Source organism: Paramicrobacterium agarici (assembly GCF_002563955.1).
In the GTDB taxonomy this organism is placed as follows: Bacteria; Actinomycetota; Actinomycetes; order Actinomycetales; family Microbacteriaceae; genus Paramicrobacterium; species Paramicrobacterium agarici.
On record NZ_PDJE01000001.1, the window covers coordinates 1,906,954 to 1,931,395 of the forward strand.

Below are 24,442 nucleotides of genomic sequence, written 5' to 3' on the forward strand. Positions count from 1 at the left end.
CCGACCCGGTCGTTATAGTCAGGACCCGCACACGCAGGGTCGGAGACTCCTCGGTCATGATGTCGTGGACACATGACACAGCACGCACAGATCCGGGTGCCCGCGCCTCCCGGAGAGCCAACGCGCGCCCCCTTCCCGGTCATGGCGAGCATCGCTCCCGTCATTGCCGCCGTCGCGATCTGGGCGATCACACGGTCACCCTACGTGCTCATGTTCGCGATCCTCGGTCCGGTCATCGCGATCGCCGGAATGATGGACAGCCGTCTGACGGGCCGACGACGCGCGCGTCGACAGGAACGCGAGTACCGCGAGGGCATCAGAGAGATCGAGGCGCTTCTCGACGAGCAACACGCCGCGGAGCGCGAGGCGAGACTCACGCAGACTCCCACCGCTCGGGAGGTGCTCGACAACGCAGGGCGCGTGACGCGCTGGCGTGCGCCGGATCAGCGACGACGAGTCGTCGCCGTCGGACTCGGCGACAGGAGCAGTTCGCTCTCGCTCACCGGGGCGACGGATGCGCCTGAAAACGAGGACCTGTGCCGGACCGCCTCGATCGTGAGCGACGCACCGTGCACCGTGGACGCCTCTCGCGGCATCGCGGTACTCGGGCCGCAGGTGCTGTCACGCGCTGTTGTCCGCGGCTACCTCCTGCAGCTCTGCCACGCCGGAGACCCGCGGACAATTCGAATCGTGTCCCTTCCCGACGCGGGATGGGAATGGGCGAAGCACCTTCCCCATGCGGCTTCGGCTGGTGACGCGGACGTCACGGTGCGCGTCATCGAAGAATCCTCGCTGACCGCACCGCCGGCAGACGTGACGCTTGCCGTGTGCGAATCCGTCGAGACGGCGCCGGCATCGTGCGCCGAGCTCATCACGTGCGACACGACGACGACCGCATCGTGGCAGAGCGCCGACGACCCGTCGAACGTTCACGATCTCACAATCCACCCGGTGACGGCGGTCGCGGCAGCAGCATATGCGAAACGTCTCGCCGCGCTCGCCGCAGACACCGGCGTGCTCTCGGCGTACGGCACGCCTCCGGATGCTGTCGTCTGGGCAGACCTCTCACACGAGGCCCCGGGTTCCGGCACGCGTGTGGTCGTCGGGCGCAGCTCGCACGGCGACGTCGCCGTCGATCTTGTCGAGCACGGGCCGCATGCTGTGATCGGAGGGACCACGGGGAGCGGAAAGAGCGAGCTGCTCTCGACGTGGGCGCTGGGCCTTGCGGCTCGCAACACCCCGGAGGAGGTCGCTCTGCTGCTTGTCGACTTCAAGGGCGGAGCGACATTCGCGCCCTTGCAGACGCTGCCTCACGTCGTCGGCGTGATCACGGACCTCGATCCTCACGGAGCAACTCGTGCACTCGAGAGTCTGAAAGCAGAAGTGATGTATCGCGAGCGCACGCTGCGAGAGCGCGGCGTCCATGATGCCTCGCAGGTTGCGAGCCTCGGCCGGCTTGTCATCATCGTCGATGAATTCGCCGCGATGCTCGACGGCTTTCCCGAACTTCACGCACTCTTCGTGGACATCGCTGCACGGGGCCGTTCCCTCGGCATGCACCTCGTACTGTGCACGCAACGGCCCACGGGCGTTGTGAGAGACTCGCTTCTCGCGAACTGCACGCTGCGCTTGAGCCTCCGCGTCAACAACCGCGCCGACAGCACTGCAGTGATCGGCGTCGAGACCGCCGCGAGCCTCCCTGTCGATCCGCCGGGGCGCTGCGTCGTCGTCGTGCCGGATCGCGATCCCGAGACGGTGCAGATCGGTCGTGTTCAGCCCGCCGATATCGCTGATGTCGCACGACGACACGCGGGCTCCGCGCCGCCGCGTCGGCCGTGGCTCGACCCGCTGCCCACCGATATTCCGCTGAGCTCGCTCCCGCTCTCGGCCGATGCGTTCGTTGTCGGCATGGCCGATCTGCCGCGCGAGCAGCGTCAGGAGGTCGCCCAATGGCGGCCGCACGCCGACGGAAGCCTTCTGGCGCTCGGCGCATCACGGGCAGGCAAGAGCACGCTGGCTGCCTGTCTTGCTCAGCAGACGGGAGAGCGCTGGCAGGTCACCGTACTCTCCGACGACCTCGAGCGGGCATTCGACCAGCTCGAGCATCTGGCTGGGCAATCCGAGCACTCGGGCTCGACACCCGTCAAGCGGGGCACCGTGTTAGTCATTGACGACCTGGACGCGCTCGTGGGCCGCTTGAGCGACGACGACGCAGACCATGCGATCTCCCTGCTCACTCGGGTTCCGCGCACGGGCCCGAGGGCTGGCGTCTGGGTCGTCGCTACGGCGCAGAGGCTGGCGCGCGGCATGAACAGCCTCTCCGCGCTCTTCGACACGACGATCATGATGAGAATGTCGTCGCGTCAAGAGCACATCCTCGCCGGAGGCGACAGCGCGGCATTCTCAGACGAACGGCCGGCCGGCAGCGCGGTGTGGAACGGCATCACCGTTCAGCTGGCATCCGTCAACGCGCTGTCTCGCTCACACGAAGCGAGTGCCGCACCGCCGCTCGAGGTCGGAGCGTCCGAGACCGTGCTCGTGTGCTCGCCCCGACCTCAGCAGACGGCGGCGCGGCTGCGCGAACGCCATCCCGATGCAGCCGTCACGACGCTCACTCCGGGCAGCACTGCGCCGAGGGGCGATGAATCACCGAGCCAGGTGATCCTCGTCGGTGACGCAGATGCGTGGCAGGTCAACTGGTCGCTCCTGGCGTCACTGCGGATCACCGCGACGCTCGTCGTTGAAGCCTGCTCGCCAGCTGACTACCGCGCGATCACGCGATCTCGCGCGCGTCCCCCGTACCTTCACAGCAGACCCGGGCGCGCGTGGCGCATTGCGAATGACGGCGTGATCACGCGATGCACTCTGTGATCAGGGCATGAGCGAGTCGGCCGGTGTGAACGCCAGGCCATGCGCGTCCGCGACGCCGCGATTGGTGAGCGCACCGTCGTGAACGTTGAGCCCCTTGATGAGCGAGGCGTCGCGCGCAGCGGCATCCTTCCACCCGTGTTGAGCGACAGCGCGCACGTAGGGGAGCGTTGCATTCGTGAGCGCGTACGTCGAGGTGTGCGGCACGGCTCCCGGCATGTTCGCGACACAGTAGAAGACGGAGTCGTGCACCCTGAACGTGGGCTCTGCGTGCGTGGTCGGACGGCTGTCTTCGAAGCATCCGCCCTGGTCGATGGCGATGTCGACGAGAACGCTGCCCGGCCGCATGCGGCTGACGAGATCGTTGGTGACGAGCTTTGGCGCCCGCGCTCCCGGAACGAGAACCGAACCAATCACGAGATCGGCCGAGGTGACGGAGCGCTCGATCTCGATGGTGTTCGACGCGATGGTCTCAATGCGGCCGCCGTAGAGTGCGTCGATCTCCCGCAGCCGAACAAGGTTCGTGTCGAGGACGGTGACGCGCGCGCCGAGGCCGAGTGCGACGTGCGCCGCATTGGTCCCGGCGACGCCTCCGCCGATGACGGTGACATTCGCGGGGTGCGTGCCCGGTACTCCGGGAACCAGAAGCCCCGGGCCTCCAGAAGGCTTGAGGAGGGTGTTCGCGCCGACGATCGCCGACAGACGCCCCGCCACCTCGCTCATCGGTGCAAGAAGCGGCAGCGAGCGATCATCGCCTTCGACGGTCTCATAGGCGAGCGCCGTGACCCCTGACTCGAGAAGCGCGCGCGTGAGCGGCTTGTCTGCAGCGAGGTGCAGGTACGTGAACAGCGTCAGTCCGCGACGGAAGTGCCGGTATTCGCTGTCGATCGGCTCTTTGACTTTGAGAACGAGGTCGGCGGAACTCCACACGGCGTCGGCGTCTGCGACGATCGTCGCGCCGACGTCTGCGTACGCCGCATCGGAGATCGACGATCCCTCACCCGCGCCAGCCTGAATGATGACGTCGTGGCCCGCGGCGATCACATCGTGAGCGCCCGCCGGGGTGATGGCGACTCGGTACTCGTTGTTTTTGACTTCTGTTGGTACAGCGATGCGCATGGTGCTCCTCATTGTGCACAGTGAACGGGCATGTTCCGCCCAGCATCCACCTTATGGCGGCGAGCGGCCGACGCGGGCGACGAGGCGGAACAGAGCTAGAGAGTCGGGGACACCTCGATCTGTCCGACCGTGGCATCTCCGCCGCTGATCGCGAGACCGAGTTCGGGAGTGAGAGCGTCGACATCTGCTCTCGCGAGCGCTCCGGCGCGCACGAGAAGCTCGAGACCGACGAGAGTCGCCGCCCGGCCGCTGCCGTCGAGCATCTTCAACGCGACAGTCGTGCCGTCTGCCGCCGCCATCACCATGACGCCCTCGGCCCCGAGCTTGGCGAAGACTCCGAGGCGTTCGATCACGAGCGTGTTCGGCGTGCCTGGACCTTGAATTCCCCACGGGTCCTCAAGCACGGCTTCGACGAGAACACCCGCGTTGCGATAGATCGCGAACGGTGATGAGGAAGACGACGTGCGAACCCGAGCGATCCCGCGCGCGAGTCCGACGAGCGACACCGCAAAGACGGGGGCGCCGCACCCGTCGATGGCCATCGCGGCCGGCTTCTCGCCCGTGAAACGCTCAACCGTGTCACGAACAGCGCGTTGCATCGGGTGATCGGGGTGCAGGTAACTCTCGGTCTCCCATCCGTTCGCGGCACACGCGAGCAGCATTGCCGCGTGCTTTCCCGAACAGTTCATGGCGATGCGCTGCGGTCCGACGCCCTGCCGGATCATGTCGTTGCGTGTGGGCTCATCTTGGGGAAGCGCGGGAGGGCAGCGGAGAGCGTCCTCTGTGAGCCCGGCTGTCGCGAGCATCGCACGCACCGTCGACATGTGCTTCATCGTCCCCGTGTGGCTCGCCGTAGCGAGCACCGCGTGGGCTCCCCGCAGCTGCACGCCAGAGTTCAGCACCGAGATCGCCTGAAAGGGCTTGAGCGATGACCGGGGGAAGATCGGCTTTTCGGGCGTGCCGATGCGGCGCTGAACGTCACCGTGCTGATCGAGCACCACAGCGGAGCCGACATGGCGAGACTCGACGAATCCCGAGCGAGTGACGATCGCGAGTTCCCGAGCGTCGTCTGCCGTGAACGTGCCGAGCTGTGCCATGAAACCTCCATCAGTGTGCGCCGATCATTCAGCGTACTCTGCACAACGGACGTGGCATGCTGAAGGCATGGTGAGTCATCACGAATACTCCGTCGACATCGTGTGGACGGGCAACCGCGGAACGGGAACGAGCGGCTATCGCAGCTACGGCCGTGATCTGCGTGTGAGCGCCGTCGACAAGCACGAGATCGCCGGTTCGGCCGATCGCACGTTTCACGGCGATGCTGATCGCTGGAACCCCGAAGAGCTTTTTCTCACGGCCCTCGCGCAATGTCACATGCTCTCGTACTTTCACGCGGCGGTGTCCGCGGGAGTCGTCGTAACCGGCTACAGAGACACCCCGGTCGGTACGCTCATCGTGAACCCGGACGGCTCAGGGTCGGTTCGCGAGGTGACGCTCCGGCCGCACGTGACGTTGGCTCGCGGGTCGGATCGAGGGGCCGCTCGCAAAGCGCACGACGAAGCGCACCGCCTGTGCTTCATTGCCAACTCGGTGAGCGTCCCGGTCACCATCGAGCCGGAGTTCGCGGACGAGCAGTGACCGGGTCGTATCAGAGGCGCTCGGGGCGCAGCACCGCGGCTTTGATCTTCTCAACGGGGGTCGCGGGCGGAGCCTCGTTGTAGGCGTGCGCGAGTTCTTGCCCCGTGAGATCGTGGATGGCCGCCATGATGGCGTCGGTCGCCTGTCGACGCGCACGGCCGGACGTGGCTGAGCCGAACGTGCTGACGTCGATCGGCGTGCCGAAGCTCACGGAGACCTTTGAACGTTTCGGCATCTTGGCGCCGACGGGCATCATCGCGCTGGTTCCACTCAAGCCGACAGGGACCACGGTTGCTCCCGTGGTGAGGGCGAGCCAGGCGACGCCGGTTCGTCCCTTGTACAGCCGCCCGTCGAGTGAGCGCGTTCCCTCGGGATAAATCGCGAACGCGCTGTCAGCCTCGAGAATGTCTCGCCCCTTGTCGAGGGCCGCCTGAGCGGCATGACCGGCTCCGCGATCGACGCCCACTGCGCCAATCGCCGTGAAGAAGTTGCGGACGAGCCAGCCCTTCGGACCGCGACCCGTGAAATAACTCGACTTCGCCAGAAACTGCACGGGCCTCGGCGCGCAGACCGGAATCGCGACGCTGTCGACGAATGACAGATGATTGCTCGCGAAGATCACACGACCGGTCTTCGGCACGTTGTGGCGGCCCACGACGGCGGGGCGGTAGTAGAGGCGAACAAGCGGTGTGAGAGCGAATCGCCCCAGCCAGTAGATAAATCCAGGCTTCTTCGCCCGCTCGGGTGTGGTTGTCGCTGCATCAGACACGGTCCGACGCTACCCGCCGACTCATTCCGATGCGGGCATGAATCGGCGTCCAGCGTTTCCCGATGCGGCGTAGGGCAGACTGGGCACGTTCATCCATCCACCGTCTGGAAGAGTCCATCCGTGCGCGTTCGCTCTGTCATCGCTCCCGCCGCCCTCACGGCCCTGCTGCTCACGGGGTGCTCGTCGAGCGCCGAACCGGCGGCGACGGAACCGTCGGCGCCATCGGCGGGAACATGCGTCGACACGGCGTCTGGCGCAGCATCCGAGTCTGTCGCCGTCGAGGGCTCACGCGGTGACGCACCGACGGCGACGTTCGAAACGCCACTCGACGTCGAGAAGACTGAGCGCACGATTGTCTCGGAGGGCGACGGTGAAGAGACCGCCCACGGCGACTGGGCCGGGATCGAGGTCACTCTCTACAACGCGGCGACGGGCGAGAAGGTGCAATCCAGCTCGTACGCGGGAGCGCCCATGCAGGTGATGATCGCCGACGATGCGCTGATTCCGGCACTTGTACGGGCGATCGAGTGCGTTCCCGCGGGCTCCCGCGTCGTGTCGGTGTCGCCCGCAGCCGATGCCTGGGGCGAGGAAGGCAGCTCAGACGGAGCGATCGGCCCTGGCGACGGCGTCGTGATCGTCGCCGATGTTCTCTCGATCACTCCCGAGAAGGCGACGGGCGAGCCCCAGGACGTTGATCCCGCACTTCCTGCCGTTACCCTCGACAAAACGGGTGCGCCGACCGTGACAATTCCCGACGGTGAAGCGCCTGCGGACTTTCAGCTCGGCGTGCTGAAGAAGGGAGACGGGATCACCGTGGAAGACGGTGACTCGGTGACCGTGCAGTACCAGGGAGTGAACTGGCGAACGGGCGAGGTCTTCGACCAGAGCTGGGGTGACGCTCCCGCGCAGTTCGGAACAGGACAGGTGATCGCTGGTTTCACGAAGGCGCTCGTCGGTCAGACGGTCGGCAGCCAGGTGATCGCCGTGATTCCCCCGGAGGACGGATACGGCGCCCAGGGCAGCGAATCGGCGGGAATCAAGGGAACCGATACGCTCGTGTTCGTCGTGGACATTCTCGCCACCAGCCGCTGACCCCGGCCGCTAGGCTGTCTGCATGAAGCGCGTCGTCATTCTCGGCTCGACAGGTTCCATCGGCACGCAGGCGCTCGACGTCATCGCCGCGAACCCGAGCCGCTTCGACGTCGTGGGACTGAGCGCCGGCTCGAACAGCGAACTGCTCGACGAACAGGCGGAACAGTTCGGCGTCGATGACACTGCACTCGGTGCGGAAGAGGCAGAACTGCTTGTGCGCGATGTCGACGCCGACGTGGTGCTCAACGGGATCACCGGATCGGTCGGGCTCGGAGCGACACTCGCTGCGCTCGAGTCCGGCGCAACGCTCGCGCTCGCCAACAAAGAATCACTCATTGTCGGCGGCGATCTCGTGCGCCGTGCGGCGCGGGTTGGCCAGATCGTTCCCGTCGACTCGGAGCACTCCGCGATTGCGCAGGCGCTGCGCGCAGGCACGTCGCGCGAAGTACGGCGCCTCGTGCTGACAGCATCCGGCGGCCCGTTCCGCGGTCGCTCGCGTGACGAACTGGTGACCGTTGCTCCCGAGGAGGCACTTGCCCACCCGACGTGGAACATGGGACGCGTCGTGACGACAAACTCGGCGACGCTCGTGAACAAGGGACTCGAGATCATCGAGGCGCATCTGCTGTTCGACGTCGACTACGACGACATTGCCGTCACCGTGCATCCGCAGTCCGTCGTGCACTCGATGGTGGAGTTCGTCGACGGGTCAACGATTGCGCAGGCTTCGCCGCCCGATATGCGACTCCCGATCTCGCTCGGGCTCGATTGGCCCGATCGAGTGCCAGGCGTCGGTCGGCCCATCGACTGGTCCGAGGCGCACCAGTGGGACTTCGAGCCGCTTGACGATGAGGCGTTCCCGGCCGTTGCCCTGGCGAAGCGCGTGGGTCGCGCGGGCGGAACGTACCCGGCGGTCTTCAACGCGGCAAATGAACAGGCGGTTCACGCTTTTCACGCGCGGCGCATCGGGTTTCTCGACATCGTCGACACGGTGCGCCGTGTTGTCGACGCCCACGAACCCGACGGTGAGCTCAGTCGAGAATCGCTCGCTGAGGCTGAAACCTGGGCGAGGCGCACGGCGGATGAGCTGATCGCCTAAGCCTTCTCGTCGAGAAGCCAGCCGGCCTCGAGCAGTGCTCCACGCGTCTCTGCCTCGACGGAGAACGGAATCTTTTCGCCGGCGATCTCGCGGTAGTCCTTGCCCGCAAGTCCCGCCCAGACGACCGTGTCGTCGGCGTCGGCGGCCGACACGGCGACGCGAATGGCGTCAGCGGGATCGGGGGCTTCACGGATGTCGCCGTCGGGAACCGCGTCTCGTGCGGCGTCGAGCAGCGCGCGCCTGATGTTCGCCGGGTCCTCGTCGCGCGGGTGATGGTCGGTGATGATGAGAATGTCGCTTCCGCGCGCTGACACGGCCCCCATCTCGGTGCGCTTTGACGTGTCGCGATTGCCGTTGGCTCCCGCGACCATGATGACTTTTCCCGCGGTGACACGGCGTGCCGCGTCGAGGAGCTTGGCGAACGCATCGGGGCTGTGGCCCGAGTCGAGGATCACAGCGGGCCCGTGCGACACGGGGACACGGTTGGAGCGCCCGGGAATGGACACGAGGATGCCGTCATCGCGCGTGAGCACGCTGTCGATGTCTTCGAGTTCGAACCCGCCCTCGACGAGCATCGCGATCGCGAGCCCCGCGTTCGCGGCCATATGCCTGCCGATCAGGGGAACGCGCGTGCTGAGCGAGCCGTAGCGCTCGCTGCTGAGCGTGAATTCCGTGGCCGCGGGGCTCTCCATGCCAATGTCGATGAACCAGTCGGCGGAGATGTCTTCGCGTGAGGTGATGGTGCTCACCGGAATGCCGGCGGCGTCGACCACTCGCTGGCCGGCGTCGGTGTCGAGGCAGACAACCGCAGAGCGGGCGCGGTCGGGCTGGAAGAGACTGATCTTCGCCGCGAGATAGTCGTCCATCGACGCGTAGTCATCGAGGTGATCGTGACTGAGGTTGGTGAATCCGGCAACGTCGAACATGAGCCCGTCGACGCGGTGGCGCGTGAGCGCGTGCGCACTCACTTCGATCACGATCGCCTCGACGTCGACCTCGCGCATGCGCGCGAGCAGGGCGTGCATCTCGGGCGACTCGGGCGTGGTGAGCAGAGAGGGGAACACTTCTGCGCCTGCGCGGCGCTCGGCCGTCGAGCTGAGGCCGACTCCGAGTCCGAGCTGGGTGAGGATCGCCTCGAGAAAGTGCGCCGTCGAGGTCTTGCCGTTCGTTCCGGTGAGACCGAACATGGGCGGGCGGTCTCGATCGGTGTCGTAGGTCCACGCCGCCATGCGGCCGAGAACCTCGCGCGGATTCACCGGCGCAATGAGCACAGGCACGTGCGGGCTGTCGAGCTGCTCGGCTCCCGCAGCATCCGTAATGACCGCGAGGGCCCCGCGTTCGATGGCCTCGGGAACGAACTGCGCGCCGTGGAAACGTGCGCCGGGAACCGCGACGTAGATGTCTCCTGGCCGTACAAGCGAGCTCGCGAGCGTGATGCCCGTGAAGGTGAGGTCTGCCGCTGGCGCGGTGAGCGAGAACGAAGCCGCGAGGTCGTTCAGGGATTTGGGCGTCGGATCGTGCGGTCGCGACGCCCTCAGTGTGTCTGCCTCCACGGCGGGTCGTGTCCTTCTCGAAGCGTGTGATGGATGTGTCACCATGCTCTCACAGGCCGGAGACAGCCGGAGCAGAGGCGGTCGCGCTATCGTTTCCGTGTGGAATCGGTGCTTCTGTACATTTTCGGCGTGCTCATCATCGTGGCGGGGCTCGCCGTCTCGATCGGCCTGCACGAACTCGGGCATCTGGTTCCCGCGAAGCTGTTCGGCGTCAAGGTGACGCAGTACATGATCGGCTTCGGCAAGACGCTGTTCTCGCGACGAAAAGGCGAGACCGAGTACGGCATCAAGGCGATTCCCCTCGGCGGCTACATTTCGATGATCGGCATGTTCCCGCCGACCAAGCCCGGCGAGAAAGTGCACGCGTCAAGCACCGGCTTCGTGCAGCAGCTGTCAGACGCGCACTCCGAACGCGATGCGACAGACGTCGCGGGGGCGATCGAAGGCGCGATCGAGGAGCCGTCCGAGGACGACACGAAACGTCGTGCCTTCGACTCGCTCGTGCAGGACGCCCGCGACATGAGCGCCGAGACGATTGGCGACGGCGAGGACTCTCGAGCCTTCTACCGTCTGCCCGTGTACAAGCGGATCATCGTCATGCTCGGCGGGCCGGCCATGAACCTGGTTCTCGCGATTCTCTTCTACGGCATCGTGCTCGTCGGCTTCGGCGCTCCCGCGGCATCCGTCGGGGCGGTCAGCGAGTGCGTGCAGCCCGCGGATGCTGCTGAGCAGAGCTGCCCAGCGGACGCAGAGCCCTCGCCAGCCGCAGCCGCAGGCTTCGAGCCGGGCGACCGCGTCGTGAGCATCGACGGAAACGCCGTGACGTCGTGGGACCAGTTCTCCGCCATCATCAGGGATCACCCCGGCGACGACCTCGCTGTGACGGTGCTTCGAGATGGCGAGCACGAGTCGCTGACGCTGACGCCGAAGCTCACGTCGCGACCGGAGTCGGCGGGAAGCGAGACGACCGTCGAGGTCGGCTTCGCCGGCGTATCGATGGCAGGCGACATCCAGCAGCAGCCGGTCACGGCCGTGCTTCCCGCCGTCGGAGACAACATCGGCGCCGTGGTCGGCATCATCACGCATCTTCCGCAGAGACTTGTCGACATCGCCCAGGCAGCATTCGGAACCGAGGAGCGCGACCCGAACGGCCCCATGAGCGTCGTCGGTGTAGGCCGTCTCGCGGGAGAAGTGGTGAGCATCGACACGATTCCCGTCGTCGCGAAAGCACAGACGATGTTCGGCATTCTCGCCTCGCTCAACGTCGCCCTCTTCGTGTTCAACCTGATTCCGCTCACCCCGCTCGACGGCGGGCACGTCGCCGCCGCGCTGTGGGAGGCCATCAAGAAGGGCTGGGCGAAGCTGCGTGGCAAGAAGGATCCGGGACCGGTCGACGCGGCGAAGCTCATGCCTCTCACGTTCACTGTCGTCGTGATCCTCGGCGGCATGAGCGTTCTGCTGGTCTACGCGGACATCGTCAAACCGGTCACGTTGTTCGGTTAGACGGGCGCCAGCGCGAGACGAGCACCAGAAGCAGCGCCGCGAGCACCGTGGATGCGACAGTCACCTCGAGCCAGCTAGCCGGGTTCGTGCCGTCGGCGAAGGCGATTCCCAGCATCGTCGTCGACAGAATCGCCCCGATGTAGCGAGAGGTCTGGAAGATGCCCGTCGCGACCCCCGCGGACTCTCGAGCGGCTGACGAATACAGCGCCTGGCTCATGGCGATGCTCACGACGCAGTACGGAACTCCCATCATCGCGGTGATGACGAGCGGCGCCCACGGCATCACGCTCGCCGACAGCACAGTTAGCAGCAGTGCAGCGCACACGAGCCACGCGCCGCCGAGGAGAAAGGCGGGACGGATGCCGCGACGCTCGATGAACCGCGCGGCCAGCGGAGTGAGCAGAACGTTGAGCGTCGCGAGGGGGAGCATGAGCAGGCCGACAGCATCCGCCCGGTAGCCGCCGAATTCTTCGAGGTACTGGGGGAGCCCGAAGAACACGACGTAGTAGACGACATTGAACAGTGCGAATCCGACGTACACAAGCAGAAGGCGTCGGTTGCGGACGAGCATGCGTACGTCAATGAACGGGGTCCGCGCGCTCAGCTCGCGCCACGCGAAGAGCGCAGCGCTCGCGAGCGCAAGGCCGAGAAGCACCCAGCGCGGTCGGTCGGTGACGCCGAGCAGAAACACGAGGAGCGTCACGAGGGAAGCCGTGAAGGCGAGGATCCCCGGCACGTCCGAGTCGACGAGGACCTTGGAGATCGGCTGGCGGGTTCGCGCTTCGTCGACGGGTGCGAACAAGCGCACGCCCGTGAACGAGATGACCGCGAGCGGAACGTTGATCCAGAAGATCGCCTGCCAGCCGAGGTAGGTCACGAGCAGGCCGCCGATCACGGGCCCGACAGCGGCGCCTGCTGTGTTGGCCATCTGCAGGCGCCCGAGAAGCCGCGGCGAGCTGAGTCCCGACTGCGCGGTGATCGGATGCAGCAAAGCGACAGCGCCGGGGAACGCGCACGCCGTGCCGACGGCGAGCAGAACGCGGCCAACGCAGACGAGCCAGAACGTCGGGGCGAACGGTGTGAGCACGCACGTGACGGCGACGACCGTCATTCCGAAGAGGAACAATCGACGTGATCCGAACCGGTCGCCGAGCCGACCCATGAGCGGCTGCCCCGCGGCGGAGGCGAGATAGAAGGCCGTGATCACCCACGTCACCGTGAGCACGTCGAGACCGAATGCATCGCGAAGCGTGATCAGCGCGACGGCGATCATGGAGGAGTTGAGGGGGTTCAAGAGCGTACCCACTCCGAGTGCTGCGACCGCGATGCCCGCTCGGCGCGGGGTCATCGAGTGCTCATCGCTCACCGTCCCACTCTACGGCGGCTACTCCCGGGGGAGTACATGCGTCATGCGCCGTGACGACGCGCGAGTGATGCGCGCGTGCGTAAGCTCGCAGTATGCCCACGACGAGCAGCATGGAGCCCGGTCGATTCCGGATGCCGCCAACGCTGCGCACCTGGCTGCCCGTCGTGCTGTCGCTCATCGTGCAGCTTGGCGGCACATTCTGGGCGCTGTCGCGGACGAGCCCCGACGCAGGAGCGTGGGCGCTCGCCATCGTCGTTGCCGTGATCGGCCCGGCAGCGCTCATCGTCGCACGCAGGTTCCCCGGTCCCGTGGCCGCGCTCACGATCGCCGCAGCCGCAGCTGACATCCTGCTCGCGCCCGGTCCGCAACCGCCCCCTTTCGCCCTGGTCTTCGGGGTCGTGCTCGGGCTCATTCGCGGCGCACGGCTCTGGGTCTACACCGCACTGGTCGCGGGCTGGAGCATCGTCCTGCTGCTGGGCGCCTCGGCCGGACTGGATTGGCACCCCGGCCGCATCGTCGCAACCACACTCGGCGTGGCGGTGCTCATTCTCATGGGAGAGACGATCCGCCGCCGGCGTCAGCGAGCACGCGAGCGCTGGCAGCGCATTCGCGAGCAGAGAGCGCGGGCCGAACGCGAGGAACGCGTGAGGATCGCCCGCGAGCTGCACGACGTGCTCGCCCATTCCCTCTCGCAGATCTCGGTGCAGGCGGGAGTCGGCCTGCACCTCATGGACGCGCAGCCGGAGCAGGCACGCAGCGCTCTGGAACACATCAAGGCGACGAGCAAACATGCGCTCGACGAGGTGCGCGGCGTGCTCGGCATTCTGCGGGGAGAAGACGCGCCGCTCACGCCCGCGCCAGGCATCGACCAGATTCGAGAACTCGTAGACGCTGTCACCGCCGTCGACGTCGTGTTTCAGCATCCCGACCTCGGCTCCGTTCCCGAGGCCGTGCAGCAGGCCGCCTACCGCATCGTGCAGGAGGCCCTGACGAACATCGTCAGGCATGCGCATGCATCGCACGCTCGCGTTTCGCTGGACACGACGGCAGACAGTCTGGTTGTGCGCATCGCCGACGACGGACGCGGCGGCGCCCGTGAAAGCGGAAACGGCGTTCTCGGCATGCGCGAGAGGGCTGAGCTTCTCGGCGGAGAGCTACGACTCGAGACGGGTGCGTGGGGGACGACGGTGACCGCTATTCTTCCCCTCGGAAGGGAGCCACGATGATCCGTGTCGCGATCGCCGACGACCAGCAGCTGATCCGCGCAGGATTCCGCTCGCTGCTCGCTGCGGAACCGGACGTCGAGGTCGTCGGTGAAGCGGCAACGGGCGAGGAGATCGTCGCACTCGCGAGGCAGACACGCCCCGACGTCATTCTCATGGACATCAGGATGCCGTCAGGCGACGGACTGTGGGCGACGGAGCAGCTTGTCGCCGACGCTGCGCTCGCCGACTGTCGCATCGTCATCGTGACGACGTTCGAGCTCGACGAATATGTCGCGAGGGCGATCGCCGCCGGGGCGAGCGGCTTTCTCGTGAAAGACACCGAGCCCGTCGAACTCATCCGCTCGGTGAGGGTGGCCGCTCGAGGCGATGCGCTGCTGTCGCCCACCGTGACGAAGCGCCTGCTCGAGCGAGTTGCGGGCAGCATCCGACCCCCACAACACCACTCGCTCGATGTGCTGACCGAACGCGAGCGCGAGGTTCTCGCTCTCGTCGGCGAGGGTCTGACGAACGATGAGATCGCGGCAAGGCTGTTTCTCAGCCCGCTCACCGCGAAGACGCATGTCTCCCGGGTGCTCGGCAAGCTGGGTGCCCGGGATCGCGTGCAGCTCGTGATCGTCGCCTACGAGACGGGCCTCGTGCATCCGGGTGCGCTCTGACCGGCATGCTCTGCGCGGAGTACGCCAGGTGTCTTCCGTCGGCGGATGTGCCGTGAACCCGATCCGACGACGCTGGAATCACCGGCTCACACCGAACCGGTGATTGACACAGTTAGGTTCACGATGCTCATCTCACCCGTCATCACATCACTCGCCGCGCATGGCCCCTTTGCGGGCGGCGACGGCCCCGGCTGGTGGTTCCTCCTGATTCCGCTGTTCTGGATCGCCGTCTTCGCTCTGCTGTTCACGTTCGTGTTCCGCCGCCGTCGCGACGCCATGCAGAACTGGAAGGCTCAGCACTCACCACGTCACGCCGCTGAGAAGACGCTCGCACAACGGTACGCGAACGGCGACATCGACGAGGCCGAGTACCGCGCCCGGCTCGAAGTGCTGCGCGCGAACACCGGCGACTAGCCACGGGATGCTGTCGGACGACGCTCGTCGGCCGACAGCATCCTCGTGTCAGCGTTCGAGCAGAAGCGCTTCGCCCTGACCGCCTCCGCCGCACAGCGAAACCGCGGCACGACCAGTGCCTCGCCTGCTGAGCTCGAGGGCGGCGTGCAGCGCGAGCCGCGCTCCCGACGCCCCGATCGGGTGACCGATCGCGATCGCGCCTCCATGAATGTTCACGACGTCGGCGGACAGCGACAAATCGCGCATCGACTGGATGCCGACAGCGGCAAACGCCTCGTTGATCTCGACGACATCGAGGTCGCCGGTGTCCCAGCCTTCGCGCGACAGTGCATGCTCGATCGCGCGAGACGGCTGCGAGTGCAGCGACGTGTCGGGTCCGGCAACCTGACCGGGGGAGCGCAGCACAGCGAGCCACTCGAGTCCTCGCTCCTCAGCCCACTCCCGATCGGCGACCACGACGGCTGCGGCCCCGTCGCTGAGCGGCGACGAGTTTCCGGCCGTGATCGTGCCCTCGCTGTCGAACGCCGGGCGCAGTTTCGAGAGAGTCTCGGGCGTCGAGTCGGCGCGCACACCCTCGTCGGCGTCGACGACGGTGACGTCTCCCTTGCGCCCAGGCACCTGGACGGCGACGATCTCGTCATCGAACACGCCGTCGCGCGCGGCTGCGGCGGCGCGCACGTGCGACTCGGCTGCGACAGCATCCTGCTCCTCTCGCGAGATGCCGAGCGGCTGATTGTGGCGCTCTGTCGAGATGCCCATCGACACGTGGTCGAAGGCGTCGGTCAGACCATCGTGTGCTGCGACGTCGAGTAGCTGCGTCTCGCCGTATTTGAAACCCTTGCGCGAGCCGGGGAGCACGTGCGGAGCATTCGTCATCGACTCCTGCCCGCCGGCGACCACGACCGATGCCTCCCCTGAGCGAATGAGCCGAGCGGCGTCGGTGATGGCGACGAGCCCCGAGAGGCACACCTTGTTGACCGTCACCGTCGGAACCTGCCAGCCGATGCCCGCGGCGATCGCCGACTGCCTCGCGGGATTCTGTCCGGCGCCGGCCTGAAGCACTTGCCCCATGATGACGTGCTCGACGTCAGCGGCCTGGACGTCGCTCGAGTGCAGTGCGCCAGCGATCGCGGACGTTCCGAGATCGACGGCCGAGAACGAGGCGAGGGCACCGAGCAGTCTTGTGAACGGCGTGCGGGCGCCGCCGAGAATGACGACTTCTTTCTGTGTCATGAAGATGACCCCTTTGTCACTGGTGGATGTTCAGCCACGTCTAGCTTCGCACGACGCACGTCGATCTACCGAGGCACGAGCGATTGACAGTAGATTGGTGGGCGAAGGTGATCCGCACGGCACACAATGCAGCGGATCGAGGTGCAGCAACGGAGGTGCTCTCTTGACCATGGACAAAACCGTCGCAACAGCGAGGGATGCTGTCGCGGACGTTCCCGATGGCGCGTCATTGGCCGTCGGAGGATTCGGCCTGTGCGGCAATCCGATGGCGCTCATCGAGGCCCTGCTCGACGTCGGCAGCGCAAACCTGTCTGTCGTCAGCAACAACTGCGGAGTCGACGACTGGGGGCTCGGACTCCTGCTGGGTGCGCGCCGCATCAGCACCATGACGTCGTCGTATGTGGGGGAGAACAAGGAGTTCGAGCGGCAGTATCTGTCGGGCGAACTCACCGTCAACCTGACCCCGCAGGGAACTCTTGCCGAGAAGCTGAGAGCGGGTGGGGCAGGAATCGCCGCCTTCTACACGCAGACGGGCGTCGGCACTCAGATGGCAGAAGGGGGCCTGCCTCGCCGCTACAACCCGGACGGCAGCGTCGCCGAGGCGTCGACAGCGAAGGGCACCCGCGAATTTTCGGTCGACGGCGTGATGAAGCCGTTCGTTCTCGAAGAGGCCATCACGACGGACTTCTCGTTCGTGCATGCGCTGCGCGGGGACCGGCACGGAAACCTCGTCTTCAACAAATCAGCTCGCAACTTCTCACCGCTTGCGGCGATGGCGGGCAGAATCTGCGTTGCGCAAGTCGAGCAGCTCGTCGAGCCGGGTGAGATCGATCCCGATGCCGTACACCTGCCCGGAGTCTTCGTGCACCGGATCGTGGAGGTCGGCTACGACATCGAGAAGCGCGTCGAGCGACGAACCGTTCGCGAGGCGGAAGGAGCCGCATCATGAGCTTGACCCGTACAGAGATGGCGGCTCGCGCAGCGCGCGAACTCACGGACGGATCGTACGTCAATCTCGGGATCGGCCTGCCGACGCTCGTGCCGAACTACGTTCCGCAGGGTGTCACCGTGACACTGCAGTCAGAGAACGGCATTCTCGGCGTCGGCCCCTACCCAGCCGAGGACGCCGTCGACCCCGACCTCATCAACGCAGGCAAAGAGACGGTCACCACCCTTCCGGGCACGGCGTTCTTCGATTCTGCGCTCAGCTTTGCGATGATCCGCGGCGGCAAGATCGACGCCGCGATTTTGGGAGCCATGCAGGTGTCGGGCACGGGTGACCTGGCGAACTGGATGATCCCGGGAAAGATGGTCAAGGGACCAGGCGGAGGAATGGACCTCGTGCACGGAGCCCAGCGGGTGATCGTGCTGATGACGCACACGGCGAAGGACGGCAGCCCGAAGATCGTCAACGAATGCTCGCTTCCGCTCACGGGCCGCGGCGTCGTCGACAGGATCATCACGGATCTCGCCGTCATCGACGTGTCAGAGCAGGGGCTGACGCTCGTCGGGACCGCTCCGGGAGTGTCGGTCGACGACGTGATCGCGGCAACGGAGCCGCCGCTCACCGTCGCTCTGCAGTGAGCGCGCCCGCTCTCAGCGGGCGCCGACATCGAAGGCCGTAGGATTGTCGCGTGCCAGCAGTGAATCTCGGTATGCCGAACGTCCCCGAAACTCTTGCTCCCCGTCGCGCGTCGCGGCAGATTGCGGTGGGCAAGGTGCTCGTGGGCGGCAACGCGCCCGTGAGCGTGCAGTCGATGACGACGACGCCGACGACGAACATCAACGCGACGTTGCAGCAGATCGCCGAGCTTACGGCAGCGGGCTGCGACATCGTCCGCGTTGCCGTGCCCACTCGCGAAGATGCGGAGGCCCTGCCGGCAATTGCGCAGAAGAGCCAGATTCCCGTCATTGCCGATATTCATTTTCAGCCGAACTATGTGTACGCGGCCATCGACGCGGGCTGCGCCGCCGTGCGCGTCAACCCCGGGAACATCCGCAAGTTCGACGACCAGGTGGGTGAGATCGCCGCGCGCGCACGCGCAGCGGGAGTCTCGCTGCGCATCGGCGTGAATGCCGGATCGCTCGACAAGCGGCTGCTCGAGAAGTACGGACGTCCGACCCCCGAAGCACTCGTCGAGAGCGCCGTATGGGAGGCGAGCCTGTTCGAAGAGCACGACTTCCATGACTTCAAGATCTCAGTGAAGCACAACGATCCGATCGTGATGGTGAAGGCATATCGCCTGCTTGCCGAGCGCGGCGACTGGCCCCTGCATCTGGGCGTGACCGAGGCGGGCCCCGCGTTTCAGGGAACGATCAAGAGCGCGACGGCCTTCGGCATCCTGCTCTCTGAAGGCATCGGCGACACGATCCGCGTGTCGCTCAGCGCGCCGCCCGTCGAAGAGGTGAAAGTCGGGCTCCAGATTCTGCAATCGCTCAATCTGCGCGAGCGCAAGCTCGAGATCGTCTCGTGCCCGAGTTGCGGTCGTGCGCAGGTCGATGTGTACAGCCTCGCCGACGAGGTCACGGCAGGGCTCGAGGGCATGTCGGTTCCGCTGCGCGTCGCCGTGATGGGGTGTGTTGTCAACGGACCAGGTGAAGCGCGTGAGGCCGACCTCGGTGTCGCCTCGGGCAATGGCAAGGGACAGATCTTCGTCAAGGGCGAGGTCATCAAGACGGTGCCGGAGGCCGAGATCGTCGAAACTCTCATTGCCGAGGCCAACCGTATCGCTGCAGAGCTGCCTGCCTCGGAGAGCGCGTCGGGAACCCCGGTCGTCTCGGTCGGCTGAACCGCATTGTTCGTCCAGTCTGCGCGGATACACTGAGTGCCGCACTGCACGCACACCATCGGGAGAAAACGCACGTGAATCAGTCCCAGGACGCCGCTCTGACTCCGAACGAAATGGAGCGCGCAGGCCGCATCCTCGAGACCATCGTGCGTTCCTACAGCACGAAGGTCGTGGGCCAATCCGGGCTTCGAACGAGCCTGCTCGTCGCGCTGATGACCGGCGGTCACGTGCTTCTCGAAAGCGTTCCCGGACTTGCGAAGACGACGGCGGCCGAGGCGATCGCGGACGCTGTGCAGGCGAAGTTTCAGCGCATTCAGTGCACGCCCGACCTGCTGCCCTCCGACATCGTCGGAACGCAGGTCTACGACCCTGGCGCTCGCGCGTTCTTTACACAGCTCGGGCCCATCCACGCGAACTTCGTGCTGCTCGACGAGATCAACCGGGCAAGCGCCAAGACGCAGTCGGCCATGCTCGAGGCCATGCAGGAACGCCAGACGTCGATCGGCGGTGAGATTCACGAGCTTCCTCGCCCCTTCCTCGTGCTCGCGACGCAGAACCCGATCGAGCAGGAGGGAACCTACCATCTCCCGGAAGCGCAGCTCGACAGGTTCCTGATCAAGGATGTGCTCGGCTACCCGTCGATCGCCGACGAGGCGGAGATCGTGCGCCGCGTGGGAGCAGGCGTCTACGACGACGAGTCGAACGCCCACGTCACGCTCGACGACGTGAACTACCTCCAGCAGCTCACCAGGCGCGTCTATCTGGACCCCGCCGTGCTCAACTACATCGTGCAGGCGGTGTACGTCACCCGTCACGCGAGCCAGTACCTGCCCGAGTCGCTCGCGCGCTACGTGGAGTACGGCGCGAGTCCGCGTGCGAGTATCGCCTTCGCCTCCGCGGCACGAGCCCTCGCCGTTCTGAACGGGCGCGACCACGTGATTCCCGACGACGTCAAGGCATTCAGGCACCACGTGCTCAGGCACCGCATGATCCTCAACTTCGAGGCGGATGCTGACGGCGTCAGCCCCGAGACGGTCATCGACGCCTGCTTCGCCACCGTGCGGGTTCCGTGAGCTGATCCATGACGGGACTGCTCTACCGTGTGAAATCGAAGCTGTCGATCCGCGCGCACAGGCGGGTCCGAGGTGTTCTCGACGGCGAATACGCCTCGGTGATGCACGGCAAGAGCCACGAGTTCGAAGAGCTGCGGCCGTATGTGCCCGGCGACGAGGTGCGCGACATCGACTGGAAGGCCACGGCGCGAAACGGCACGCCCTACACGCGACTCTACGTCGCGATGCGCAAGCACCTTGTCACCTTTGTCGTGGACACGGGGCGCAACATGGCGGCGATCGGAGCGTCCGGTGAGCCGAAGCGCGAGACGGCCGTTCTCGTGGCGGGAATCCTCGGCTACCTGGCACATCGGCACGGCGATCATGTCTCACTGGTGTGCGGAGACGCCGATGGCGTGCATTCCATGCGGGGAGCGGGAACCGAGTCGCACGTCGAGCAGGTCCTCGGTCGCATTCAGGCGCGCGCTGTCGCCGACGCCGGTCGCAGCGACCTCACCAGGCTTCTCACGTACGTCGCACGCAGAACGCGCAGGCGCAGCATCCTCGTCATCATCAGCGACGACGAGCCCATCGACCCAGACAGATCACGGATGCTGCGGCGACTCCGCGCCCAGCACGAACTTCTGTGGGTCAGCATCGCCGACGCCAACCCACTAGACCCGAGCTGGCAGGGCGATGCCGTCATCGACATCGCCGACGGAGAACAGCTTCCCGATTTCGTGAAGCGAAACACGTCGCTCCTCCGCGAGTTCACACGCGCCGTGACGCAGGCCGAGACGGCGACGATCGATGAGCTGGAGTCCCTCGGCATCACGGGCGTGCGCATCGCGGGCGCGGATGACGCCGTCTCTGGGATCTTCCGGTTGCTCGAGAGGCACAATCATGGTCGGCGATAACGGCTACTACGACCCCGTGGGCTACCACCCCATGTGGCTGTGGATCGCGTGCGGCATCGTCGCTCTCGTGCTGCTCTGGTACATCGCCGTCTGGTTCTACCCACGAGCGCGCGCGCCCCAGCGCCGTCCCGTCGTGAAGCGCGCGCCAGAAGAGATCGTTCAGCATTACCTTCGACTGATCGATGAGATCGAGTCTGCCAACGCATCGGGGGAGCTCTCGCTCAGGGAGGCGCATCTCAAACTCAGCGTGCTGGTACGGCTCTTCGGCGAGGAGCGGTCGGGAACGAGCTTTTCGACCATGACGCTCTCGGACCTCACCGAAGGCAACCACGCGCACATTGCCCATGCCGTCGCATCGTACTACCCGTTCGAGTTCGGCGCCGCTCCCTCGGGCGACCTCGCGCCATCGCTGCAGCGCGCGCGAGAGGTGGTGCGCTAGATGGAGATGCTCAACGCATGGGCACCGCTGGCCTGGGCGGCAGCGGTCGTCGTGACCGTCCTCGTCGCGCTGCTCATCCGTTCGCGGCGCCGCTCCGCGTCGTCAGCGGTGCGGGTCGCCCACCTCGACCGGGTCACGGAGCTTCCCGGGTTTCGCACGGCACGAGCGCGTCTGCGCGTCGGCCTCGGCATCGCTATCGCGGTGACGGCCGTTGCTGTCGCAGCATCCGCCGCTCTCACCTCTCGCATTGTCACCGTGCGCACGGTGACGCCAGAGGTGCACAATCGCGACATCGTGCTGTGCCTCGACACCTCGGGCTCCATGACGGACTACGACGTGGCGATTCTCGACACCTTCATCGAGCTCGTCGACGAATTCGAGGGCGAGCGCATCGGGCTGACCATCTTCAACGCGTCGGCCGTGACGTACTTTCCTCTGACGACCGACTACGACTACGTCGCCGATCAGATGATCACCCTCCGCGACAACATGGAGGACCCGAACACCGACTACGCCTATACGGACGGCACGCTTCTGGGAGACGGATCATCGCTCATCGGAGACGGTCTAGCCTCGTGCACAATGCGCTTTGACAACCTCGACGATGACCGGTCGCGGTCGATCATCTTCGCGACAGACAACTTCGTCGCGGGCAAGCAGCTCGTCTCTCTTCCGCAGGCCGGGCAATACGCGAAAGACAACGGGGTGGTGGTCTACGGGCTCAATCCGGGGGACTCCACCGCGCAGAATTACATTGAAGAGCTCGCGGCCGAACTCAAGGATGCTGTCGAGATGACCGGCGGCGAGTACTTCGCCCTGAGCGATCCGCAGGCCGTGCCCGAGATCGTGCACTCGATTCAAGAGCAAGAGGCCTCGGCGATGGACGCCCCCTCGTACGTCGTGCGCTCGGACAAGCCCGATGTCTTTCTGTGGATCGCCTTCTGCGCGATTCTGGCGCTGCTGGCTCTCGGATGGAGGTTGAGACGATGACCTTCCACCCCGTCATGCCCGGATTGCTGATGCTCGTCGTGTTCGCGGCGCTGGCGCTGTTCACGGTCGTTCAGGCGGTTCTCGCACCCTCCTCGCGCGTTCGGATTCGCTGGATCTCGCGCACGCTACTCGTCGTTCTTCTCGGCGCTATGATGCTGCGGCCCGTCGTGAACGATGGCAGGCCCGTGGATGCTGTCGGAAGCAACGTCGACGTGTACTTCGTCATCGACACCACGAGCAGCATGGCGGCAGAAGACTGGGCAGATGACCGGCCGAGGCTCGAGGGTGTGCGCGCCGACGTCGCAGAGCTGACGGACCGGCTTGTCGGCGCCCGATTCTCTGTCACGACCTTCGACGCCGCGACGGTCGAGCGAGTTCCGCTGACCACCGACGGCGGTGCGATCGAGCAGACCGTCGACGCCATGACGCAGGAGATCACGGAGTATTCGTCTGGCAGCAGCATTTCGGCGCCGCTGGCCCACCTCGAAGAGACGCTCGCTGCCGCGGAACCCGGCCACACGACGATTCTCTACTACCTGGGCGACGGCGAGCAGACGGCAGACGAGCAGCCCGAGTCATTCGCGTCGATCGCCGAGTACGTCGACGGGGGAGCAGTGCTCGGCTACGGCACGGAAGACGGCGGACGGATGCTGGAGAACGGCGGTCTCGACGCGGAGGGCGATCGGGAGTACATCATCGATCCCTCGACAGGCGAACCGGCGATCTCGAGCATCGACGAAGGCGCACTCCAGACGATCGCCGAGCAGCTGGGCGTCGAATACCTGCACCGTGACGCCTCGACGAGCGTCGACGACGCAGCATCCGGCATCTCGGTCGTTCCGCAGACTGACCCCAACCAGGATCCAGCCCCTGAACCCGAACTGTACTGGGTTCTGGCGATACCCTTCGGACTCCTGCTGCTCGTGGAGCTCGCGGGTCTCATCACAGATCTGCGCCGGCTGCGCACGCGAAGGGAGGGCCGCTCATGAGCACGCGAGGACCGCGCCGCGTTCGCACGCGGCTCGTGCTGATCACGCTACCGCTCGTTCTCGTCGCGCTCGTTTTCGCGGCCAAGCTCGTGAGCCTCGGGGTCTTGGCGGACGACGGATCTCGTGATTACGCGAGCGAAGAATACGAGTCTGCCGCCGAGGCGTACGACGGACTCATGCTGTGGAATGCCTTCGAGTCGTGGATCGCCCTGTTCAACCGCGGGACGGCGTCGGCAGCTGCCGGAGACTTTCCCGCCGCGACGAAGGACCTGTCCGAGGCCCTTGTGCGCGCCCCAGAGGGAAAGACGTGTGAGATCAGGGTGAACCTCTCGCGCGCGTGGGAGCAGCAGGGCGACGCGTACGCCGCGGCGGGCTCTGCCGAAGGTGCGACGCGCATGTGGGAGACGGCTCTTGCCGTGATTGAGCAGGGAGCCGGCGAAGGGTGTGACCAGCCGCAGGAGTCGAAGGCCGACGAAGAGCTCAAGAAGGCCACGGAGCGCATTGAAGAGAAGCTCAATCAGGGTTCGGACTCGAGCGATGACCAGAACGACGGTGGCGCGGGTGACGACGATTCCGATTCCGGTGGCGACGAGTCAGACGGCGACAATCCCCTCGACGATCTGAACGAGAGGGGCAAAGACGCCGAGCGCGAGAAGCAGGACGGCGACGCGGATCGCCGGGGCTCCGGAGGAGGCGGCACGGACAAGCCGTGGTGACGGGCGCGGCGGGC

Annotated in this window: 23 protein-coding genes; 17 read left to right on the plus strand and 6 right to left on the minus strand. The window is 66.1% G+C overall.

Going from position 1 to position 24,442, the window contains the following annotated elements; all coding sequences use genetic code 11:
* Window positions 1-72 precede the first annotated feature (72 nt).
* Window positions 73-2,871, plus strand: a complete 2,799-nt coding sequence (locus ATJ78_RS09360) for an FtsK/SpoIIIE domain-containing protein (protein ID WP_098407354.1) — start codon at window positions 73-75, stop codon at window positions 2,869-2,871.
* Here ATJ78_RS09360 and ald read toward each other — a convergent pair whose 3' ends face one another.
* Together ald and ATJ78_RS09370 are read right to left on the minus strand one after the other, a co-directional pair.
* Window positions 2,872-3,987 (minus strand): alanine dehydrogenase, encoded by a 1,116-nt coding sequence (gene ald, locus ATJ78_RS09365; protein WP_098407355.1) that lies wholly within the window; start codon window positions 3,985-3,987, stop codon window positions 2,872-2,874.
* A 95-nt stretch (window positions 3,988-4,082) separates the two neighbouring features.
* Complete coding sequence (locus ATJ78_RS09370) at window positions 4,083-5,084, minus strand: asparaginase (RefSeq protein WP_098407356.1); 1,002 nt, start codon at window positions 5,082-5,084, stop codon at window positions 4,083-4,085.
* A 67-nt stretch (window positions 5,085-5,151) separates the two neighbouring features.
* On the opposite strand from ATJ78_RS09370, the gene ATJ78_RS09375 reads away from it, so the two are divergent.
* A complete protein-coding gene (locus ATJ78_RS09375) occupies window positions 5,152-5,625 on the plus strand; it encodes an OsmC family protein (RefSeq protein WP_098407357.1) in 474 nt (157 codons plus the stop codon).
* 10 nt (window positions 5,626-5,635) lie between these two features.
* Here the strand turns inward: ATJ78_RS09375 and ATJ78_RS09380 are convergent, their stop codons facing one another.
* Window positions 5,636-6,394, minus strand: a complete 759-nt coding sequence (locus ATJ78_RS09380; RefSeq protein ID WP_098407358.1) for a lysophospholipid acyltransferase family protein — start codon at window positions 6,392-6,394, stop codon at window positions 5,636-5,638.
* Window positions 6,395-6,514: 120 nt separating this feature from the next.
* Here ATJ78_RS09380 and ATJ78_RS09385 point away from each other — a divergent pair, with 120 nt between their 5' ends.
* Together ATJ78_RS09385 and dxr are read left to right on the plus strand one after the other, a co-directional pair.
* A complete protein-coding gene (locus ATJ78_RS09385) occupies window positions 6,515-7,486 on the plus strand; it encodes an FKBP-type peptidyl-prolyl cis-trans isomerase (RefSeq protein ID WP_098407359.1) in 972 nt (323 codons plus the stop codon).
* A 22-nt stretch (window positions 7,487-7,508) separates the two neighbouring features.
* Window positions 7,509-8,585, plus strand: coding sequence for a 1-deoxy-D-xylulose-5-phosphate reductoisomerase (gene dxr / locus ATJ78_RS09390; RefSeq protein WP_098407360.1), 1,077 nt, complete (start codon window positions 7,509-7,511; stop codon window positions 8,583-8,585).
* On the opposite strand, the gene ATJ78_RS09395 is transcribed toward dxr, so the two are convergent.
* On the minus strand, window positions 8,582-10,138 hold the full coding sequence (locus ATJ78_RS09395) for a Mur ligase family protein (protein WP_245836268.1): 1,557 nt from the start codon (window positions 10,136-10,138) through the stop codon (window positions 8,582-8,584). The two genes, dxr and ATJ78_RS09395, sit on opposite strands and share 4 nt — an antisense overlap.
* 99 nt (window positions 10,139-10,237) lie before the next feature.
* Here ATJ78_RS09395 and ATJ78_RS09400 point away from each other — a divergent pair, with 99 nt between their 5' ends.
* Window positions 10,238-11,641: a M50 family metallopeptidase gene (locus ATJ78_RS09400; RefSeq protein ID WP_245836269.1), complete on the plus strand. Its 1,404-nt coding sequence runs from the start codon at window positions 10,238-10,240 to the stop codon at window positions 11,639-11,641.
* On the opposite strand, the gene ATJ78_RS09405 is transcribed toward ATJ78_RS09400, so the two are convergent.
* On the minus strand, window positions 11,625-13,007 hold the full coding sequence (locus tag ATJ78_RS09405; protein ID WP_245836270.1) for an MFS transporter: 1,383 nt from the start codon (window positions 13,005-13,007) through the stop codon (window positions 11,625-11,627). The genes ATJ78_RS09400 and ATJ78_RS09405 overlap by 17 nt on opposite strands.
* A 92-nt stretch (window positions 13,008-13,099) precedes the next feature.
* On the opposite strand from ATJ78_RS09405, the gene ATJ78_RS09410 reads away from it, so the two are divergent.
* The 3 genes from ATJ78_RS09410 to ATJ78_RS09420 all read left to right on the plus strand — a co-directional run bounded on the left by ATJ78_RS09410 (window position 13,100) and on the right by ATJ78_RS09420 (window position 15,303).
* Window positions 13,100-14,233: a sensor histidine kinase gene (locus ATJ78_RS09410; RefSeq protein WP_098407363.1), complete on the plus strand. Its 1,134-nt coding sequence runs from the start codon at window positions 13,100-13,102 to the stop codon at window positions 14,231-14,233.
* On the plus strand, window positions 14,230-14,889 hold the full coding sequence (locus ATJ78_RS09415; protein WP_098407364.1) for a response regulator: 660 nt from the start codon (window positions 14,230-14,232) through the stop codon (window positions 14,887-14,889). The genes ATJ78_RS09410 and ATJ78_RS09415 overlap by 4 nt, the downstream gene beginning before the upstream one ends.
* A gap of 99 nt (window positions 14,890-14,988) precedes the next feature.
* Window positions 14,989-15,303, plus strand: a complete 315-nt coding sequence (locus ATJ78_RS09420; protein WP_245836271.1) for an SHOCT domain-containing protein — start codon at window positions 14,989-14,991, stop codon at window positions 15,301-15,303.
* Between the two features lie 48 nt (window positions 15,304-15,351).
* Here the strand turns inward: ATJ78_RS09420 and ATJ78_RS09425 are convergent, their stop codons facing one another.
* On the minus strand, window positions 15,352-16,536 hold the full coding sequence (locus tag ATJ78_RS09425; protein ID WP_098407365.1) for an acetyl-CoA C-acetyltransferase: 1,185 nt from the start codon (window positions 16,534-16,536) through the stop codon (window positions 15,352-15,354).
* 169 nt (window positions 16,537-16,705) lie between these two features.
* Between ATJ78_RS09425 and ATJ78_RS09430 the strand changes: the two genes are divergently transcribed.
* The 9 genes from ATJ78_RS09430 to ATJ78_RS09470 all read left to right on the plus strand — a co-directional run bounded on the left by ATJ78_RS09430 (window position 16,706) and on the right by ATJ78_RS09470 (window position 24,428).
* Window positions 16,706-17,485: a CoA transferase subunit A gene (locus ATJ78_RS09430; protein WP_098407366.1), complete on the plus strand. Its 780-nt coding sequence runs from the start codon at window positions 16,706-16,708 to the stop codon at window positions 17,483-17,485.
* Window positions 17,482-18,120 carry a 3-oxoacid CoA-transferase subunit B gene (locus ATJ78_RS09435; RefSeq protein WP_211288452.1) on the plus strand — a complete coding sequence of 213 codons (639 nt, stop codon included), beginning with the start codon at window positions 17,482-17,484 and terminating at the stop codon, window positions 18,118-18,120. The genes ATJ78_RS09430 and ATJ78_RS09435 overlap by 4 nt, the downstream gene beginning before the upstream one ends.
* 71 nt (window positions 18,121-18,191) lie before the next feature.
* On the plus strand, window positions 18,192-19,325 hold the full coding sequence (ispG, locus tag ATJ78_RS09440) for a flavodoxin-dependent (E)-4-hydroxy-3-methylbut-2-enyl-diphosphate synthase (protein WP_098407368.1): 1,134 nt from the start codon (window positions 18,192-18,194) through the stop codon (window positions 19,323-19,325).
* A 113-nt stretch (window positions 19,326-19,438) separates the two neighbouring features.
* The gene (locus ATJ78_RS09445; RefSeq protein WP_098409303.1) at window positions 19,439-20,398 is read left to right on the plus strand and encodes an AAA family ATPase; all 960 of its coding nucleotides are present in this window, start codon (window positions 19,439-19,441) and stop codon (window positions 20,396-20,398) included.
* A gap of 8 nt (window positions 20,399-20,406) precedes the next feature.
* The gene (locus ATJ78_RS09450) at window positions 20,407-21,294 is read left to right on the plus strand and encodes a DUF58 domain-containing protein (RefSeq protein ID WP_098407369.1); all 888 of its coding nucleotides are present in this window, start codon (window positions 20,407-20,409) and stop codon (window positions 21,292-21,294) included.
* The gene (locus tag ATJ78_RS09455; RefSeq protein WP_098407370.1) at window positions 21,281-21,733 is read left to right on the plus strand and encodes a hypothetical protein; all 453 of its coding nucleotides are present in this window, start codon (window positions 21,281-21,283) and stop codon (window positions 21,731-21,733) included. The genes ATJ78_RS09450 and ATJ78_RS09455 overlap by 14 nt, the downstream gene beginning before the upstream one ends.
* Window positions 21,734-22,723 carry a vWA domain-containing protein gene (locus ATJ78_RS09460; protein ID WP_098407371.1) on the plus strand — a complete coding sequence of 330 codons (990 nt, stop codon included), beginning with the start codon at window positions 21,734-21,736 and terminating at the stop codon, window positions 22,721-22,723.
* On the plus strand, window positions 22,720-23,712 hold the full coding sequence (locus tag ATJ78_RS09465; protein WP_169923433.1) for a vWA domain-containing protein: 993 nt from the start codon (window positions 22,720-22,722) through the stop codon (window positions 23,710-23,712). Before ATJ78_RS09460 ends, ATJ78_RS09465 begins: the two co-directional genes overlap by 4 nt.
* Window positions 23,709-24,428 (plus strand): tetratricopeptide repeat protein, encoded by a 720-nt coding sequence (locus ATJ78_RS09470; RefSeq protein WP_098407373.1) that lies wholly within the window; start codon window positions 23,709-23,711, stop codon window positions 24,426-24,428. Before ATJ78_RS09465 ends, ATJ78_RS09470 begins: the two co-directional genes overlap by 4 nt.
* Window positions 24,429-24,442: the final 14 nt, after the last annotated feature.